Here is a 16,802-nt window from a genome sequence, read left to right as displayed (position 1 = left end):
AGCTTGCGGCTCAATCCAGGTAACCCAGCGAACGTAGGGCGCGTTCGTCGTCGGACCAGCCGCCCTTGACCTTGACCCAGAGGTTGAGCATCACCTTGGAGTCGAACAGGGTCTCCATGTCCTTGCGTGCTTCCTGGCCGATACGTTTGATGCGCTCGCCCTTGTCGCCGATGATGATTTTCTTCTGCCCGTCGCGCTCCACCAGAATCAGCCCGTGGATATGCAGGATCGGGCCGTCCTGCTTGAACTCCTCGATCTCCACGGTGATCTGGTACGGCAGCTCGGCACCGAGCTGGCGCATGATCTTCTCGCGGATCAGCTCGGCCGCCAGGAAGCGGCTGGAGCGGTCGGTGATCTGGTCTTCCGGATAGAAATGCTCGGACTCCGGCAGGCGCTCGCCCACCAGCTTCTCCAGGGTGTCGAGGTTCTGCCCCTGCAGCGCGGAGATCGGCACGATCTCGGCCTGCGGCAGTTGCTCGGCCAGCCAGTTCAGGTGCGGCAGCAGCTCGCTCTTGTCTTCCAGGCGATCAGCCTTGTTCACTGCCAGGAGGATCGGGCATTTGACGTGCTGCACCTTCTCCAGCACCAGTTGATCCTCGTCGGTCCAGCGCATGCGGTCGACCACGAACACCACCACGTCGACGTCCTTCAACGCGGTGGACGCGCTGCGGTTCATGTAGCGGTTGAGCGCCTTGTCGTTGTTCTTGTGCAAACCGGGGGTGTCGACGTAGACGGCTTGAACATCCCCCTCGGTCTTGATCCCGAGCATGTTGTGACGGGTGGTCTGCGGCTTGCGCGAGGTGATCGCCAGCTTTTGCCCGAGGATGTGGTTGAGCAGCGTCGACTTGCCCACGTTGGGCCGGCCGACGATGGCGACGTAGCCGCAGCGGGTCACAGGTGCATCAGTCATTGCCATTCTCCACCCCGAGAGCGATCAGCGCCGCGGCCGCAGCGACCTGCTCGGCGATACGCCGGCTGCCGCCCTGGCCCAGGGTCTTTTCATTGAGCAGCGATACCTGACACTCGACCATGAAGGTGCGGCAGTGCGGCTCGCCCTGAATATCCACCACCTCGTAACGAGGCAGCTCGCAGGCGCGCGACTGCAGGAACTCCTGCAGGCGCGTCTTGGGATCCTTGTTGGTGTCCACCAGGGTCAGGCCATCGAGCTCGCTGCTCAGCCAGGCCAGCACGCGCTCGCGCGCCGCGTCCATACCGGCGTCCAGGTAGATGGCGCCGATCAGTGCCTCGAGGGCATCGGCGAGGATCGACTCACGGCGGAAGCCGCCGCTTTTCAGCTCGCCGGAACCCAACCGTAGGTAGTCGCCCAGCTCGAAGCCACGGGCCAGCACGGCCAGGGTCTCACCCTTGACCAAGCGCGCCCGCAGCCGCGAAAGCTGACCTTCGCGGGCCTGGGCGAAGCGCTCGAACAGCGCCTCGCCAGCGACGAAGTTGAGGATGGCATCACCGAGAAATTCCAGCCGCTCGTTGTTGCGGCCGGCGAAGCTGCGATGGGTCAGGGCCAGGAGCATAAGATCCTGGTTCTTGAAGCTGTAACCGAGCTTGCGCTCGAGACGGGAAAGATCAGGACTCACGGCATTCGTACACGAAATTCTTTATCGAAATTGACCACCAGATCGAGGTTCTCGATCAGCGGCTCACGCTTCTCGTACTTCAGGTGCACCCGGAACTCGTTGTTCTCCAGAGTCACCTTCACGGCGTCGCGCAGGTTCAGGTCGCGGATGTTGTTGACCTGCATGCCCTTGCTCAGGTGATTGTAGAAATCCCCCACGGTACGCACGTCAGCCGCCTTGTCGGTTTCCACCGAGGTGATGATCTTTTCCATGGACATGTAGTCCAGGTAATGCGGCAGCACCTTGAACGCGGTGCTGGCGAAGAATGCAACGACGGCCAGAGTCACCAGCCAGCCGAGAATGGAAAGCCCCTGCTGCGAACGCGCGAAAGTCATATGTGTCCCCAGATGATTCCGTTGTATGGGAAAGCCTTTACGGCAGCACTAGTTATAGCCTGGCGCGCTGCACACCACAGCGCACCCGTGCTCAATGAATCAGGCCGACGCGGGAGAAGTTGGGCAGATGGCTGGTCTTGGGTTCCGGCCAGCTCATCCAGATGGCGAAGGCCTTGCCGACGATATGGTCGTCCGGAACCATGCCCCACAGCTCCTTGGGAATATGGCGATCACGCCAGAAACGGCTGTCGTTGGAGTTGTCGCGGTTGTCGCCCATCATGAAATAGTGTCCCTCCGGCACCACCCACTGGCCACCTGGCTCGCGGCGCATGCGGGTCATTTCCTTGCGGATGACGTGCTCCACTTGACCCAGGCGCTCCTGATACAGGGTCGCACTGCCGAGGCTACCCGGCTCCTCGCCGATCAATTTCTCCGCCACCGGCTCACCGTTGATCAGCAGGCGCTTGCCCTGGGTGTACTCGATGCGATCACCCGGCAAGCCCACCACGCGCTTGATATAGTTGATGCTCGGGTCGCTGGGGTAGCGGAACACCATGACATCGCCACGCTGCGGATCACCGACCTCGATCACCTTGGTATCGAGCACCGGCAGGCGGATGCCGTAGGCAAACTTGTTGACCAGGATGAAATCGCCCACTTCCAGGGTCGGCTTCATCGACCCGGACGGAATCTGGAACGGTTCGACCAGAAACGAGCGCAGCACCAGGACGATGGCCAGCACCGGGAAGAAGGACTTGCCGTACTCGACCAGCACTGGCTCCTTGCTCAGGCGTTCGAGCACCCGCTCATCGGGCTCGTCGACACGCCCCTGATAGGCTGCAATCGCCGAGCGGCGCCGAGGCGCCAGCAGGATCAGATCGATCAGCGCGAGAAAGCCGCAAACGGCGACGGCGATAACCAACAGAAGCGGGAAATTGATCGACATAGAGCCTTAGCTATCCACTTTCAGTACGGCAAGGAAGGCTTCCTGCGGAATCTCCACACTGCCCACCTGTTTCATACGTTTCTTACCGGCCTTCTGCTTCTCCAGCAGCTTGCGCTTACGGCTGACGTCACCACCGTAGCACTTGGCCAATACGTTCTTGCGCAGCGCCTTGACCGTGGTACGGGCCACGATCTGGCCGCCGATGGCCGCCTGGATGGCGACATCGAACATCTGCCGGGGAATCAGTTCCTTCATCTTCTCGGTCAGGGCGCGGCCTTTGTAGTGCGCCTTGTCGCGATGCACGATCAGTGCCAGGGCATCCACCTTCTCGCCGTTGATCAACACATCGAGCTTGATCAGATTAGCCGACTCGAAACGGTCGAAGCTGTAATCGAGCGACGCATAACCACGGCTTACCGACTTCAGCCGATCGAAGAAGTCCAGAACCACCTCATTCATCGGCAGATCGTAGGAAACCTGTACCTGATTGCCGGTGAACTGCATGTCGCGCTGCACACCGCGCTTCTCGATGCACAGGGTGATGACGTTGCCCAGATGCTCCTGCGGCACCAGGATATTGGCGCGCACGATCGGCTCGCGCATGTCGGCGATCGAGGCCAGATCCGGCAGCTTGGACGGGTTGTCGACATAGACCACCTCGCCGCTCTTGAGCTCCACCTCGAAGACCACGGTCGGCGCGGTGGTGATCAGATCCAGGTCGTACTCGCGCTCCAGGCGCTCCTGGATGATCTCCATGTGCAGCATGCCGAGGAAGCCGATGCGGAAGCCGAAGCCCAGGGCGTCGGAACTTTCCGGCTCGTACTGCAGCGCGGCGTCGTTGAGGGTCAGCTTCTGCAGGGCCTCGCGGAAATCCTCGAAGTCATCGGAGCTGACCGGGAACAGGCCGGCATAGACCTGCGGCTTGACCCGCTTGAAGCCGGGCAGCATGTCCACGTCCGGGGTGCTGGACAGGGTCAGGGTGTCGCCCACCGGCGCGCCGTGAATGTCCTTGATGCCGGCGATGATGAAGCCCACTTCACCGGCCTTGAGGTCTTCGGTGGCGGTGTGCTTGGGGGTGAACACGCCGACGCTGTCGACCTGATGCACCTTGCCGGTGGACTTGACCAGCACCTTGTCGCCCTTCTTGATGCGGCCATGGCGCACGCGCACCAGCGACACCACCCCCAGGTAGTTGTCGAACCAGGAGTCGATGATCAGGGCCTGCAGCGGTGCCTCGATCTCGCCGGTGGGCGGCGGGATGACCTTGACTAGCTGCTCGAGCACGTCCTCCACGCCCATGCCGCTCTTGGCGCTGCAGGGCACGGCGTCGGTGGCGTCGATGCCGATGATGTGCTCGATCTCGTCCTTGACCCGCTCCGGCTCGGCCTGGGGCAGGTCCATCTTGTTCAGCACCGGCATGACCTCCAGGCCCTGCTCGATGGCGGTATAGCAGTTGGCGACCGATTGCGCCTCGACGCCCTGGCCGGCGTCTACCACCAGCAGCGCGCCTTCGCAGGCCGCCAGGGAACGACTGACTTCATAGGTGAAGTCGACGTGGCCGGGGGTGTCGATGAAATTCAGCTGGTAGGTCTTACCGTCCTGCGCCTTGTAATGCAGGGTGACGCTGTGCGCCTTGATGGTGATGCCACGCTCGCGCTCCAGATCCATGGAGTCCAGCACCTGGGCCTCCATTTCCCGCTCGGACAGGCCGCCGCAGATCTGGATGAAACGATCCGCCAGGGTCGACTTGCCGTGGTCGATGTGGGCAATGATGGAAAAGTTACGGATATGACTCAGGTCACTCACAGATCAACACTCGAAGAGGGCACAGGCAATACGCTTGCCGAAAATAGCCGCGGATTGTACCCGATCCCTCACGCCTGCGTCACGCTTGGCGCACCGCCCGGCAGACATGCAAAGGGCGCTCGAAAGCGCCCTTGCTGGGGGCTGTTGCCGTTTCGACGCAAGCCACGCGCGAAACGACAACAGCGTGCAGGCTTACTCGGCCAGCTTGAAGGTGATGAAGCTGGCACGGCCCTGGCGCAACACGCGCATCGATACCGAACGGTTCTTCGGCAGATCCTGAGCCACCTTGTTGAAGGTGCTGGTGGAGTCGATGGCCTGATTGTTTAGGTGGGTGATCACATCCCCCGGACGCAGACCGATCATTGCGGCCGGGCCGTCGAGCACTTCCTTGACCACTACGCCACCCTTGAGATCCAGCCCCTTCTTCTGCTCGGCCGTGAGTTCGACCACGGTGACGCCCAGGCGGTTGTTGCTGCGCTCGACCGCCTCACCACTGGCAGTCAGCTCCTGCCCCTCTTCCGGCAGCGTGCCGATGGTGACGTCGAGCTTCTTGCGCGAACCGTCACGCACCACGTCGAGCACGGCCTTCTCGCCCGGCTTGAGACCGCCTACCAGATGCGGCAGATCGGCCGACATGATGATCGGCTCACCATTGAGCGCCAGAATCACGTCACCTACCTGCAGGCCACCCTTGTCAGCCGGGCCGCCTTCCATCACCTGCGCGACCAGGGCACCGGCCGGCTTGTCCAGGCCGAAGGATTCGGCCAGATCCTTGTTCACTTCCTGAATCACCACACCCAGCCAGCCACGGGTCACCTTGCCGCCAGCCTTGAGCTGATCGGCAACCTGCATGGCCACATCGATGGGAATGGCGAAGGACAGACCCATGAAACCGCCGGAACGAGTGAAGATCTGCGAGTTGATACCGACCACTTCCCCCTCGAGATTGAACAGCGGGCCACCGGAGTTACCCGGGTTGATCGCCACGTCGGTCTGGATGAATGGCACGTAGCTGTCGCTCGGCAGACTGCGCCCCTTGGCACTGACGATACCGGCAGTCACCGAGTGATCGAAGCCGAACGGCGAACCGATGGCCAGCACCCACTCGCCGACCTTGAGATCCTCCGACTTGCCCAGGCGTACGGTCGGCAGGTTCTTGCCGTCGACCTTGAGCAGGGCCACGTCGCTGCGCGGATCGGCCCCCACCAGCTTGGCTTCCAGTTCGCTGCGGTCGGACAGACGCACGATGATCTCGTCGGCATCGGCGACCACATGGTTGTTGGTCATGATGTAGCCATCGGGCGAGATGATGAAGCCCGAGCCCAGCGACTGCGCTTCGCGCTGACGTTCCGGGCGGCGTGGCGCCTGCGGAATGCTGCGCTCGAAGAACTCACGGAACATCGGCGGCAGGCCTTCCAGATCGGGCAGGCCAGGCTGCCCTGCCATGGCGCGCTCGGGCACCTTCTGTCGCGTACTGATGTTCACCACCGCCGGCGAGGCCTCCTCCACCAGGGGCGTGAAGTCAGGCAGATCGGCATTCGCCACCAGGCTCTGCCCCCAGAGCAAGGCGGCCATTAGCAACGGCACAACGGACTTGATATTTCTCATTGGCTACGACTCCAGCTGCAGAAGAAAATACGCGCGAGGAATCACGGACCTGCGGCCAGCGACGCGCGTAGTACAACAGGTTGCAAAAGCGGATCATCGGCCACGCGGCACGCACGCCAGCGCACCAGCAGCCAGGAAAGGAAAAGGCCGCAAAGGCCAGAGAAGATCACCCAGGGCTCGGTGAAGCCAAGGTGCTCGGCCGCCACGGCAGCAGCCAAAAGCCCCAGCAGGGGCAACAGATAGACCAACAGTGAACTGCGCACCAGCAGCTCTTCGCGCACGCCGATGACTACCGCGTCGCCTACGGCCAGATTGAGGGAAGACAATGCGCGCACGTAACCGCGCTGACGACCGACGCCCAGGCGCTCCATCAAGCCCTGACCGCAAGCTACGTTGGCCGAACAAGCCGAGCAGGTGCTCTTGCGCAGCGTTTCAACCCAGACCACGCCCGGCTCGACCGCTACCACACGCCCCTGCTCTTCGATCATCGCGCAGCCTGTTCGCCCGCTCCAGTACGCATCGACAGGGCAATGCGCTCGGCAGTGCCCAACGGAATCTCTCCAACCACGGTGACCATGACATCACCCTCGTTGGTGGTCATGCGCCGCGACACGGCAACGGTTGGCCCGAGCTGGCTACGAACGTCGTCGGCAGCCGCGCCCTGCAGAGGCTCGAGGAAAACGGAAAAGCGCGCCAGACCATCGCCATACATCAGGTAAGCGACTGGCGCATCGGAGAACTCGCTGTGGCGCAACTGCGCCGAGGTAAGGGCAAAACCTGGCGGCAACCAGTCCGCACGCCAAACATCACTGGCCATTGCATCTGCCGTCTTGAGGCGCACGGCCTGACAGTCGGCGCTGGCTGCCAGCGCGGCATCGCTGGGCGCGGCGGTACTCAGTTCGGTGAACTGGAAACGTTCGAGCAACTGCCCCTTCTCGCTGAGCAGCAAGGACTTCAGTGGCAGGCCCGTTTCACGATCCAGATGCAGCTCGAAGCCATAGCGGTACTGATCCTTTGGCGTCAACAGCAAGACCACGGCCTTGCGCCCGGCCACGCGCGAGTCACCTACCACGCGCATGTCATACCACTCACCGAGTGACGTCGCCTGCAGATCACGCGCCGGCCAGGCCTGGCCATCACTGACCTGATCAGCCAGGCCACCACTCATGCACTGGATCTGACCATCGACCTTGTAAACTTCCTGCACCGGCCCATCGAGCTGCACCAGATGCTCGCGAACCGAGCCCCCAGGCTCTGCCCGATGCCAGACCCGATGGGTGGAGAAGCTACCATTGCGTTCATAGACGAAAGTGCCTTGAAAGCTTTGCTGCTCCACCTCGGTGAGGCGCTTGAGCCAGTCTTGTACCTCGGAAGCCTGCACCGGCAGAGCCAACAGGCCACTGAGCAGGTAAAGAGGGATCGCGCGCATGTGATTCCTTAGCGGTTAGCGATTTTCCAGACTGGCAGCGCGTGCATAGGGCAGTGCGGTTTCACCCGCGCCCATTGCCGCTTGTTGCGCATGCTGACGCAGGTAGGACGGCAGACGCTGTTCATGCCAGCTAGCAGAGCCCATCTCGCTGGCCTCGACCACAGGCTCCTCGGTGGTGTAACCGGCCAGCAGCGCAGGGCCTTGCACTTGCGGCTGAACCAGCGCAGGCGCAGCACTCTGCTGAGCCACCTGGCCGCCAGTCAACTCGTCCTGATTGTACAGACGTACGCCTGCCAACACAGCGACGGTCACCGAAGCCGCAACTGCGACACGGCCCACGTTGCGCCACAGGGACGACTTGCGCACCGGCACGGCTTCATCGGCCAGAGCGGCAGACACGGCTGCGGCGATGTCCAATTGCGGAACCAGCAATTCCTTGTGCATGGCGGCACGCGCTACCTGATAACGCGCCCAGGTACCGCGCAGCTCGCCGTCCTCACTGGCGGCGAGCACACGCCGAAGTTCCAATTCATCCGCTTCGTTATCCATCACCGCGGACAGCGATTGCTGCAGGGTTTCACGACTCATGGTGTTCCTCTCTTGGCTGTCGCCGCTGCCTCAAGCTTCCTGCAACAGGGGTTGCAGGGACTTATCTATGGCTTCGCGCGCCCGGAAAATCCGCGACCGCACGGTACCGACCGGACACTGCATGACACTGGCAATGTCCTCATAACTAAGACCTTCAAATTCACGTAAAGTCAGTGCCGTTCGCAAATCATCCGGTAACTGGGCAATGGTTCGATGCACGGTGGCTTCGATCTCGTCGCGCAGCATGGCCCGCTCAGGTGACTCGATATCCTTGAGGGCATGGTCGCCGTCGTAGAATTCCGCGTCATCGCTGCTCACATCGCTATCTGGCGGCCGCCGACCGCGGGACACCAGATAGTTCTTCGCCGTATTGATGGCGATGCGGTACAGCCATGTATAGAACGCGCTGTCACCGCGAAAGTTTCCAAGCGCCCGGTACGCCTTTACGAAGGCCTCCTGAGCGACATCCTGAGCCTCGTGAGTGTCGTGCACGAAACGCACGATCAAGCCAAGGATCTTGTGCTGATACTTCAACACCAACAGATCGAAGGCACGCTTGTCACCACGCTGCACTCGTTCGACCAGTTGCTGATCATCTTCCTGGGTTAGCATGCACTCTCCTCATGAAGCTCAGAGGGGGCTGGCACCCGCAAGCCAATCAGCTTGTCTCCATAGACTCGGGCCTTAGACAAAAGTTCTCCCCTCCAAGCAAGCTTCCCGCAGAGTGAGTTGTTCTCTGCGCGGAAAGGCGCAAGCGGAACCCTTTTCCGGCTGCGCAAATAATCGTATCGCTGCTAATTTCTGCATCCATCCAGCTAGCCGATGCAGGCACACGCAAACGCGCTCTTTGTTCTATGAGCGACCTGGTTTGGAACCTTAGCGACTAAAAAAGTTCCCGACCCCAGCGGTCGGTCATAAGCCGGCTATTGTGCCGCTGCCCTGCTCTATATACTAGGCCCCGCTTCCACGCGGAATGGATCCATGAGCCAACACTTCCAGCATGACGTTCTGGTCATCGGCAGCGGTGCCGCCGGCCTTACCCTCGCCCTCACCCTGCCTGCCGAGTTGCGCATCGCAGTGCTGAGCAAAGGCACTCTGGCCAATGGTTCGACCTACTGGGCACAGGGCGGTGTGGCCGCCGTACTGGATGACACCGACACGGTCGAATCCCATGTCGCTGACACGCTCAACGCCGGCGCAGGCCTGTGCCGCGAGGAAGCCGTGCGCTTCACCGTGGAGCGCAGTCGCGAAGCCATCCAGTGGCTGATCGACCAGGGCGTACCCTTCACGCGCGACGATGAGACCGCACGCGAGGACGGTGGTTTCGAGTTTCACCTGACCCGCGAGGGCGGCCACAGCCATCGGCGCATCATCCACGCCGCCGATGCCACCGGCGCGGCGATCTTCAACACCCTGCTGGAACAGGCGCGCCAGCGACCCAACATCGAGCTGCTGGAGCAACGGGTCGCGGTGGATCTGATCACCGAACGCAAGCTCGGCCTGGATGGCGACCGTTGCCTGGGCGCCTATGTACTGGATCGCGCCTGCGGCGAAGTGGACACCTTCGCCGCCCGCTTCGTGGTTCTCGCCACCGGCGGCGCGGCCAAGGTCTACCTCTATACCAGCAACCCCGACGGCGCCTGCGGCGACGGCATCGCCATGGCCTGGCGCGCCGGCTGCCGGGTGGGCAACCTGGAGTTCAACCAGTTCCATCCCACCTGCCTGTATCACCCTCAGGCCAAGAGCTTCCTGATCACCGAAGCGGTACGCGGCGAAGGCGGCCTGCTCAGGCTGCCCAACGGCGAACGCTTCATGCAGCGTTTCGATGCCCGCGCCGAACTGGCTCCACGCGATATCGTCGCCCGCGCCATCGACCACGAGATGAAGCGCCTGGGGATCGACTGCGTATATCTGGACATCAGCCACAAGCCAGCCGAATTCATCAAGAGCCACTTCCCCACCGTTTATGAGCGCTGCCTGGGCTTCGGCATCGACATCACCAAGCAGCCCATCCCGGTGGTGCCCGCGGCGCACTACACCTGCGGCGGCGTGGTGGTGGATCAGCACGGGCGCACCGACGTGCCCGGCCTCTATGCCATCGGCGAAACCAGCTTCACCGGCCTGCACGGCGCCAACCGCATGGCCAGCAACTCCCTGCTCGAGTGCTTCGTCTATGCGCGCTCGGCCTGCGCCGACATAGTTCAGCAACTGACCACCATCACCATGCCCAGCAACCTGCCCTGCTGGGATGCCAGCCAGGTGACCGACTCCGACGAAGACGTGATCATCGCCCACAACTGGGACGAGCTGCGCCGCTTCATGTGGGACTACGTGGGCATCGTGCGCACCAACAAGCGCCTGCAGCGCGCCCAGCACCGCGTGCGCCTGCTGCTGGACGAGATCGACGAGTTCTACAGCAATTACAAGGTCAGCCGCGACCTGATCGAGCTACGCAACCTGGCTCAGGTCGCCGAACTGATGATCCGCTCGGCCATGGAGCGCAAGGAATCGCGAGGGCTGCACTACACCCTGGATTATCCCGAACTACTGCCCGAGGCGCGCGACACCATCCTCACCCCAGCTGTGGGGCAGCCCAGCGACGACGGCTGAATTTCAGGCGCAAACGCAGGCGTCGATGCTGCTCGGGCGCCAGGGCGTCAAAAGGGATGCACAGGCTGCGCGTGACGCGCTCGCCTGCCAGGCGAAAACGCAGCACCACCACCAGCGGCAAGGCCAGACTATCGGGGCGCAACTGCACCGCCTGCCAGCCGGCACCACGCGACCAGAGCTGCCAGCCCTCGGCCTCACGGCGCAAACCGCAAAAGGCTGCAGGTGAAGACAGCAGGATCTGCCGCGGCAAGACCCAGACGGCATGGGCCAGACAGGCCAGGCAAACCAGCCATTGGCACCAGAGGGGGATGGCCGCCAGCCAGGGCGCCAGCACAGCCAGCGCCAGGACGACCAGGTAGAGCCTCAGCAGCGCACGGGATGGCTGCCAACGGCACTCGAAGGCATCACTTGGGTTGGACACGATCCAGGATCATGCGCACGATCTGGCGCAGGTCGGCATCCTCGGGCTCGCCACGCTGCATGAACCAGCCGAACATGTCCTGATCCTCGCACTCCAGCAGCTTGCGGTAGCGCGCCTGATTCTCGGCATCCAGGCCCGGATAGACCTCCTGAACGAAAGGCACCAGCAACACATCCAGCTCCAGCATGCCGCGACGGCTATGCCAGAACAGGCGATTCAATTCACTTTGCTCGATCATGCAACGCACTCCTAGAACGAGGGCGCAGTATAACAGTAGCTGCAAGACGGATGGCCGCCCCCCGCAAGCCGCAAGTTGAAGATGCCGGGCTTTTTCCACGCTTTTGCTTGAAGCTTGTAGCTTGAGGCTTGCGGCTGCTCTTATGATGAGCCCCCTGATTCTCTCCAGCGATTCGATGTACACCATGGCCGATAGCGCGTATTTCACCCTCCTCGACCACGAAGGCCTGCTGGCCGTGCGCGGCGCCGATGCCGCCAAGTTCCTGCAAGGCCAGTTGACCTGCAACCTCAACTACCTGTCCGCCAGCCAGTCCAGCCTCGGCGCCCGCTGCACAGCGAAGGGCCGCATGCTGTCGAGCTTTCGCATCGTGCCGGTGGAAGACGGCTACCTGCTGGCCATGGCCCGTGAGCTGATCGAGTCGCAGCAAGCCGACCTGCAGAAGTACGCCGTGTTCTCCAAATCCAGGCTCAGCGATGAAAGCGCCGCCTGGGTTCGCTTTGGCCTGGCCGGCGCTGACACCGCGCTAAGCGAGCTCGGCCTGCACCTGGGCGCTGCCAGTGACTCGCTGGCCGGTGCCGGGCAATTCCTTGGGATACGTTTGAGCGATGGCCGCGCCGAACTCTGGGCACCGGCCGACACCGCAGCGCAGGTACAGGCCCACCTCGCCGCCCATCTACCACAGGCGCCGCTCAACGCCTGGCTGCTGGCGCAGATTCGCGCCGGCATCGGCCAGGTCTTCGGTGCCACCCGCGAGCTGTTCATCCCGCAGATGATCAATCTGCAGGCCCTGGGCGGCGTAAGCTTCAAGAAAGGCTGCTACACCGGCCAGGAAATCGTCGCGCGCATGCAGTACCTGGGCAAGCTCAAGCGTCGCCTGCAGCGCCTCGCCCTGCCAGGCAGCGAGGTGCCTGCCATCGCCAGCGAGCTGTTCTCGCCGGTGCACGGCTCCAGTGTCGGCGAAGTGGTGCTGGCGGCGCGCAGCGACGACGAGGTGGAACTGCTCGCCGTGCTGCAGGAAGATGCTGTTAACGATGGCCGCATCCACCTCGGTGCGAATGACGGCCCACGCCTGACCCTCCTCGATCTGCCCTACGAGCTGGACGCCGACAAGGAAATCCAGCGCTGACTACACTTCCCTGGCGCCCTATCGGTTCGCCTAAGAGAGCCCGTGAATGAGCAAGCTTGCCGAAAAAGTTCAACAGGAACTGATCTACGCCATCGAGAACGATGAGCTGGTACTGCCCACCTTGCCTGAGGTAGCCCTGAAGGTGCGTGAAGCGGCTGAGGATCCGGACGTGGGCATCCCGCAGATCAGCAAGGTGATCGGCAACGACGCCGCCCTGACCGCACGCATCATCAAGGTGGTCAACAGCCCGCTGCTGCGCAGCAGCAAGGAAATCACCGACCTGCAGATGGCAGTCAGCCGCCTAGGCATCAACTACACCTGCAACCTGGCCACCGGCCTGGCCATGGAGCAGATGTTCCAGGCCACCAGCGACGTGGTCGACCGCAAGATGCGTGAAGTGTGGAACAAGAGCACCGAGATCGCCGGCATCTGCCATGTCCTGTGCCGCCACTACACCCGCCTGATGCCGGATCAGGCCACCCTCGCCGGCCTGGTGCACCAGATCGGCGTGCTGCCGATCCTCACCTATGCCGAGGAGCACAACGAGTTGCTGGCCGATTCCATCAGCCTCAACCACGTCATCGAGCAGATTCACCCGATCATCGGCGACAAGATCCTGCGCACCTGGGAGTTCCCTGAGCCCATCGCGCTGGTGCCGAGCCAGTATCTGGACTTCAGCCGTGATTCGGCCAAGGCGGACTACGTCGACATCGTCCAGGTCGCCACCCTGCAGAGCTACCTGGGCAGCGAACACCCCTACACCCTGCTGGACTGGAGCAAGATCCCCGCCTTCAGCAAACTCGGCCTCGACCCGAACGTCGACATGCAGGCCGACGAAGACCTTTCCGCCGCCATGGAAGCGGCCATGGGCATGCTGCAATAAAGACATTGGTCAAGGCTGGCGAAGCAGTTCTACACTCGAACGACATCGCTCAGGGATGTAGCGCCATGCACCGCTTGCTCGTTCTGCTCATGCTTCTGTCGTTCGCCAGTGCCCAGGCTGCCGAGAGTATCCGCCTGACCAACGGCCAATGGCCGCCCTACCTCGGCGCCGAGCTGCCCCACAAGGGCATCGCCTCGCGCATCGTCGCCGAGGCCTTCGCCCTCGAAGGCATCGAAGTGCAATGGGAATTCCACCCCTGGGCACGCTCGCTGAAGATGGCCGCCGACGGCCAGCGTGACGGCAGCGCTGTCTGGCTACCGAGCCAGGAGCGCGAAGAACGCTTCTACGTCAGCGACCCGGTGATCGAAACCCACTACCAGCTCTTCCACCTCAAGGAACGCCCCTTCGACTGGCGCGACGCCCAGGATCTGCGTGGGCTGCGCATTGCCGCCACACGCGGCTACGACTACGGCGAGGCCTTTCGCAACGCCGAGGCGGTCGGTGATTTGCAGGTCAGCTATGTCAATAGTGACGAACAGGGGTTGCGGCAACTGCTGGCCGGACGCATCGATCTCTTTGCACTGGACAAGGTGGTCGCCTACGACCTGCTCTACCATCGCTTCGACAGCGCCGACGTGCAACGCCTGAGCTTTCACCCGCAGCCTCTGCGCAGTGACAGCCTGCACCTGCTGCTCTCGCGCCGCGTGCCCGGCAACGCCGAACGCATGGCGCGCTTCAACCATGGGCTGGCGCAGTTGCGCCGCAGTGGCAAGATTGCCCGCTACCTGATGGAGATCAAGCAGCCGCTGACAGGCCGTTGAAAAACGTAGGCAACGACTGCAGGGATGCAGGAGGTAGAGCGACGCTGGAAGCCAAAGCCGAGGTAGTTTTTCAACGGCCTGCTAAGACTCGGCCCCTGATGACGGGGGAAATTCGACCCGCACCCGCAAGCCGTGCGGCACCACCTGATGCAGACTGATGCGCGCCTGATGAGCTCGGCAGATCTCGCCGACGATGGCCAGCCCCAGGCCGGCACCACCGCCCTGCGCACCGCGCCGATAGAAACGCTCGAACACCTTGTCGTGTTCCTCGCTCGGAATACCCGGGCCGTCGTCCTCGACCTCCAGTACGGCAGGCGCCAACACGCGCAGAACCAGGTTGCCACCCACGGGGGTATGCGCCAGAGCATTGTCGATGAGGTTGTTGAGCAACTCGTTGAGCAGCATCGGCTCGCCATCGACCCATACCGACTCCTCGGCCTCCAGTGCCAGGGCAACGCCCTGGGCATGCGCCAGCGGCGCCAGGGCCATGCCCAGCTCACGCGCCAGCTGGCTGAGATCAATATGTTGCGCGCCGCCCTCGGCGATGGCCCGCGCCCCACTCTCGATGCGCGCCAGGGACAGCAACTGGTTGGCGAGCTGGGTCAGGCGGTCGCTCTGCTCGGCGGCCTGCTCCAGGGTCGCCCGCCAATCCTCTGCTTGCTGCGCACGCAACCCCAGGGCAATGCGCGCCTTGAGCGCTGCCAGCGGCGTGCGCAGCTCATGGGCGGCATCGGCGATGAAGGCCGACTGACGCTCGAACAGGCCACGCAGGCGTTCGTTGAACTGATTCAACGCCTCCACCAGGGGCATCACCTCGCGCGGCATGCCAGCATCGGGCAAGGGCCGCAGATCATCGCTGGCCCGCTCGGCCACTGCCCGGCGCAGTGGCTCCAGCGGGCGCAGCGCCAGGTTGATCGCCACCCATACCAACAGCAGCGCACTCACCGAAAGCAAACCCATGCGCCACAGCGTACCGACCAGCAGCTCGCGCGCCATGCGCTCACGCGCGCCCTGGGTCTCGGCCACACGGATCTCGGCAATGCCACTGATCTGCGGCTCGCTGATTGGCTGCAGCAGGCTGACCACGCGCACGCCCTGACCGCGGTAGAGCGCATCGTAGAAGTGGGCCAGCGCCGGATAGTCATTGGTGCGCGGAGTGCCGGGCGGCGTGGGTGGTAGATCCTCGTAGCCGGAAAGCTGTTGTCCCTGCGGGTCGATCACCTGGTAATAGATACGCCCGGCACTGTCGTAGGCGAAAGTATCCAGTGCCACGTAAGGCACGCTGGCCTTGAGCTTGCCGCCGTCGGCATACAGGCCATCGGCCACGGCACGCGCCGAGGCCAGCAGGGTGCGGTCATAGGCGGTGTCGGCGGCCTGCCGGGCGCTCCAGTAGGCGCTCCAGGCGCTGACCAGCATGATCCCCCCGAGCAGCACCGCCAGGCGCCGCAGCAGACGGCCGCGCAGGCTGCCACCGCGTATCATGCGTCGACCGCTTCGAGCAGATAGCCCAGGCCGCGGAAGGTGACGATGCGCACCGCACCACCCTCGAGCTTCTTGCGCAGGCGGTGCACGTAGATCTCGATGGCATCGGGGCTGGCTTCCTCATCCAGGCCGAATACCTGCGCCGCCAGTTGTTCCTTGCTCATCACCCGCCCAGGCCGGGCGATGAGCGCCTCCAGTACCGCCTGCTCGCGGGCAGTAAGGCTGAGCATCTCGCCATCGAGGGTGAAGCGACGTACCCCCAGGTCATAAGCCAGCGCGCCACAGCGCTGCACCTGCTCGCCACCGAGCACGCTGCGCCTCAGTAGCGCCTTGACCCGCGCCTCCAGCTCGGACAGCTCGAAAGGCTTGGCCAGATAGTCGTCGGCGCCCAGGTTGAGGCCATGCACCCTGTCCTTGACCTCGCCACGCGCCGTCAGCATCAGCACCGGCAGGGTCTGACCGCGGTCGCGCAGGCGTGCCAGCACGGCAAAGCCATCGAGGCGCGGCAAACCGATGTCGAGGATCGCCAGCGCATACTCCTCACTGGACAGGGCCAGATCGGCAGCCACGCCGTCATGCAGCACGTCCACCGTCCAACCGGCCCCTTTCAGCGCCAGGGCGACGCTTTCCGCCAACTGCGGATGGTCTTCGACCAGCAGAATCCGCACGCTTTCTCTCCCACCACTCGCTCGTTCAAGGCGCGCAGTTTAGCGCCAGGCGAGGCGCTGTGAATCGCCCAAATGCCAGAGCACGAAACAAACGGAAAAAACTTGCGCAACTGAAAGGCTGTTGAAAGCTTGCCCTCTTAGCATCGCCAGAAGGTGGCTCGAACCACCTGCCTGAGCGTGATCGCAGTGGTGCGAATACGCAACAAGAAC

18 protein-coding genes are annotated in these 16,802 nt (G+C 63.1%); 4 read left to right on the top strand and 14 right to left on the bottom strand.

Annotation, left to right across the window (positions count from 1 at the left end; all coding sequences use genetic code 11):
• Positions 1-10: 10 nt before the first annotated feature.
• The 10 genes from era to rpoE all read right to left on the bottom strand — a co-directional run bounded on the left by era (position 11) and on the right by rpoE (position 8,955).
• Entirely contained in the window at positions 11-916 is a 906-nt protein-coding gene (era, locus tag OU800_RS09055; RefSeq protein ID WP_268183054.1) for a GTPase Era, read from the bottom strand.
• Positions 903-1,592 carry a ribonuclease III gene (gene rnc, locus OU800_RS09050; protein ID WP_268183052.1) on the bottom strand — a complete coding sequence of 230 codons (690 nt, stop codon included), beginning with the start codon at positions 1,590-1,592 and terminating at the stop codon, positions 903-905. The genes era and rnc overlap by 14 nt, the downstream gene beginning before the upstream one ends.
• Positions 1,589-1,966: a DUF4845 domain-containing protein gene (locus tag OU800_RS09045; RefSeq protein WP_268183050.1), complete on the bottom strand. Its 378-nt coding sequence runs from the start codon at positions 1,964-1,966 to the stop codon at positions 1,589-1,591. Before OU800_RS09045 ends, rnc begins: the two co-directional genes overlap by 4 nt.
• A gap of 91 nt (positions 1,967-2,057) precedes the next feature.
• Positions 2,058-2,912: a signal peptidase I gene (gene lepB / locus OU800_RS09040; RefSeq protein WP_268183048.1), complete on the bottom strand. Its 855-nt coding sequence runs from the start codon at positions 2,910-2,912 to the stop codon at positions 2,058-2,060.
• 6 nt (positions 2,913-2,918) lie between these two features.
• Positions 2,919-4,718, bottom strand: a complete 1,800-nt coding sequence (gene lepA / locus OU800_RS09035; protein ID WP_268183046.1) for a translation elongation factor 4 — start codon at positions 4,716-4,718, stop codon at positions 2,919-2,921.
• Positions 4,719-4,910: 192 nt separating this feature from the next.
• On the bottom strand, positions 4,911-6,293 hold the full coding sequence (locus tag OU800_RS09030) for a DegQ family serine endoprotease (protein ID WP_442964768.1): 1,383 nt from the start codon (positions 6,291-6,293) through the stop codon (positions 4,911-4,913).
• A 74-nt stretch (positions 6,294-6,367) separates the two neighbouring features.
• Positions 6,368-6,814: a SoxR reducing system RseC family protein gene (locus OU800_RS09025; protein WP_268183042.1), complete on the bottom strand. Its 447-nt coding sequence runs from the start codon at positions 6,812-6,814 to the stop codon at positions 6,368-6,370.
• Positions 6,811-7,755 (bottom strand): MucB/RseB C-terminal domain-containing protein, encoded by a 945-nt coding sequence (locus OU800_RS09020; protein WP_268183039.1) that lies wholly within the window; start codon positions 7,753-7,755, stop codon positions 6,811-6,813. Before OU800_RS09020 ends, OU800_RS09025 begins: the two co-directional genes overlap by 4 nt.
• A 15-nt stretch (positions 7,756-7,770) precedes the next feature.
• On the bottom strand, positions 7,771-8,343 hold the full coding sequence (locus OU800_RS09015) for a sigma-E factor negative regulatory protein (protein ID WP_268183038.1): 573 nt from the start codon (positions 8,341-8,343) through the stop codon (positions 7,771-7,773).
• 30 nt (positions 8,344-8,373) lie between these two features.
• Positions 8,374-8,955, bottom strand: a complete 582-nt coding sequence (rpoE, locus tag OU800_RS09010; RefSeq protein WP_268183036.1) for an RNA polymerase sigma factor RpoE — start codon at positions 8,953-8,955, stop codon at positions 8,374-8,376.
• 369 nt (positions 8,956-9,324) lie between these two features.
• On the opposite strand from rpoE, the gene nadB reads away from it, so the two are divergent.
• Positions 9,325-10,953, top strand: coding sequence for an L-aspartate oxidase (gene nadB, locus OU800_RS09005; protein ID WP_268183035.1), 1,629 nt, complete (start codon positions 9,325-9,327; stop codon positions 10,951-10,953).
• On the opposite strand, the gene OU800_RS09000 is transcribed toward nadB, so the two are convergent.
• Together OU800_RS09000 and OU800_RS08995 are read right to left on the bottom strand one after the other, a co-directional pair.
• Positions 10,916-11,374 carry a protein YgfX gene (locus tag OU800_RS09000; RefSeq protein WP_268183033.1) on the bottom strand — a complete coding sequence of 153 codons (459 nt, stop codon included), beginning with the start codon at positions 11,372-11,374 and terminating at the stop codon, positions 10,916-10,918. The genes nadB and OU800_RS09000 overlap by 38 nt on opposite strands.
• Entirely contained in the window at positions 11,358-11,612 is a 255-nt protein-coding gene (locus OU800_RS08995; RefSeq protein WP_268183030.1) for an FAD assembly factor SdhE, read from the bottom strand. The genes OU800_RS09000 and OU800_RS08995 overlap by 17 nt, the downstream gene beginning before the upstream one ends.
• Before the next feature lie 184 nt (positions 11,613-11,796).
• Here OU800_RS08995 and ygfZ point away from each other — a divergent pair, with 184 nt between their 5' ends.
• From ygfZ to OU800_RS08980, 3 genes are all read left to right on the top strand, one after another.
• Positions 11,797-12,738 (top strand): CAF17-like 4Fe-4S cluster assembly/insertion protein YgfZ, encoded by a 942-nt coding sequence (gene ygfZ, locus OU800_RS08990; protein WP_268184248.1) that lies wholly within the window; start codon positions 11,797-11,799, stop codon positions 12,736-12,738.
• A gap of 46 nt (positions 12,739-12,784) precedes the next feature.
• Positions 12,785-13,621 carry an HDOD domain-containing protein gene (locus OU800_RS08985; protein WP_268183028.1) on the top strand — a complete coding sequence of 279 codons (837 nt, stop codon included), beginning with the start codon at positions 12,785-12,787 and terminating at the stop codon, positions 13,619-13,621.
• Positions 13,622-13,686: 65 nt separating this feature from the next.
• Positions 13,687-14,442, top strand: a complete 756-nt coding sequence (locus OU800_RS08980; protein WP_268183026.1) for a substrate-binding periplasmic protein — start codon at positions 13,687-13,689, stop codon at positions 14,440-14,442.
• Between the two features lie 81 nt (positions 14,443-14,523).
• Here OU800_RS08980 and OU800_RS08975 read toward each other — a convergent pair whose 3' ends face one another.
• Complete coding sequence (locus tag OU800_RS08975; protein WP_268183024.1) at positions 14,524-15,924, bottom strand: sensor histidine kinase; 1,401 nt, start codon at positions 15,922-15,924, stop codon at positions 14,524-14,526.
• Complete coding sequence (locus tag OU800_RS08970; RefSeq protein ID WP_268183022.1) at positions 15,921-16,592, bottom strand: response regulator; 672 nt, start codon at positions 16,590-16,592, stop codon at positions 15,921-15,923. The genes OU800_RS08975 and OU800_RS08970 overlap by 4 nt, the downstream gene beginning before the upstream one ends.
• Between the last annotated feature and the right edge of the window lie 210 nt (positions 16,593-16,802).

Source organism: Pseudomonas sp. GOM7 (assembly GCF_026723825.1).
Lineage (GTDB): Bacteria > Pseudomonadota > Gammaproteobacteria > Pseudomonadales > Pseudomonadaceae > Aquipseudomonas.
This window is presented reverse-complemented; position numbering and strand designations above follow the sequence as displayed.

What these genes read in the sequence shown, in the direction of transcription:
- era (WP_268183054.1), bottom strand. Translation starts at nt 916, where the DNA reads ATGGCAATGACTGATGCACCTGTGACCCGCTGCGGCTACGTCGCCATC.
- OU800_RS09045 (WP_268183050.1), bottom strand. Translation starts at nt 1,966, where the DNA reads ATGACTTTCGCGCGTTCGCAGCAGGGGCTTTCCATTCTCGGCTGGCTG.
- lepB (WP_268183048.1), bottom strand. Translation starts at nt 2,912, where the DNA reads ATGTCGATCAATTTCCCGCTTCTGTTGGTTATCGCCGTCGCCGTTTGC.
- OU800_RS09030 (WP_442964768.1), bottom strand. Translation starts at nt 6,293, where the DNA reads ATGGCCGCCTTGCTCTGGGGGCAGAGCCTGGTGGCGAATGCCGATCTG.
- OU800_RS09025 (WP_268183042.1), bottom strand. Translation starts at nt 6,814, where the DNA reads ATGATCGAAGAGCAGGGGCGTGTGGTAGCGGTCGAGCCGGGCGTGGTC.
- OU800_RS09020 (WP_268183039.1), bottom strand. Translation starts at nt 7,755, where the DNA reads ATGCGCGCGATCCCTCTTTACCTGCTCAGTGGCCTGTTGGCTCTGCCG.
- OU800_RS09015 (WP_268183038.1), bottom strand. Translation starts at nt 8,343, where the DNA reads ATGAGTCGTGAAACCCTGCAGCAATCGCTGTCCGCGGTGATGGATAAC.
- rpoE (WP_268183036.1), bottom strand. Translation starts at nt 8,955, where the DNA reads ATGCTAACCCAGGAAGATGATCAGCAACTGGTCGAACGAGTGCAGCGT.
- nadB (WP_268183035.1), top strand. Translation starts at nt 9,325, where the DNA reads ATGAGCCAACACTTCCAGCATGACGTTCTGGTCATCGGCAGCGGTGCC.
- OU800_RS08995 (WP_268183030.1), bottom strand. Translation starts at nt 11,612, where the DNA reads ATGATCGAGCAAAGTGAATTGAATCGCCTGTTCTGGCATAGCCGTCGC.
- ygfZ (WP_268184248.1), top strand. Translation starts at nt 11,797, where the DNA reads ATGGCCGATAGCGCGTATTTCACCCTCCTCGACCACGAAGGCCTGCTG.
- OU800_RS08985 (WP_268183028.1), top strand. Translation starts at nt 12,785, where the DNA reads ATGAGCAAGCTTGCCGAAAAAGTTCAACAGGAACTGATCTACGCCATC.
- OU800_RS08980 (WP_268183026.1), top strand. Translation starts at nt 13,687, where the DNA reads ATGCACCGCTTGCTCGTTCTGCTCATGCTTCTGTCGTTCGCCAGTGCC.
- OU800_RS08975 (WP_268183024.1), bottom strand. Translation starts at nt 15,924, where the DNA reads ATGATACGCGGTGGCAGCCTGCGCGGCCGTCTGCTGCGGCGCCTGGCG.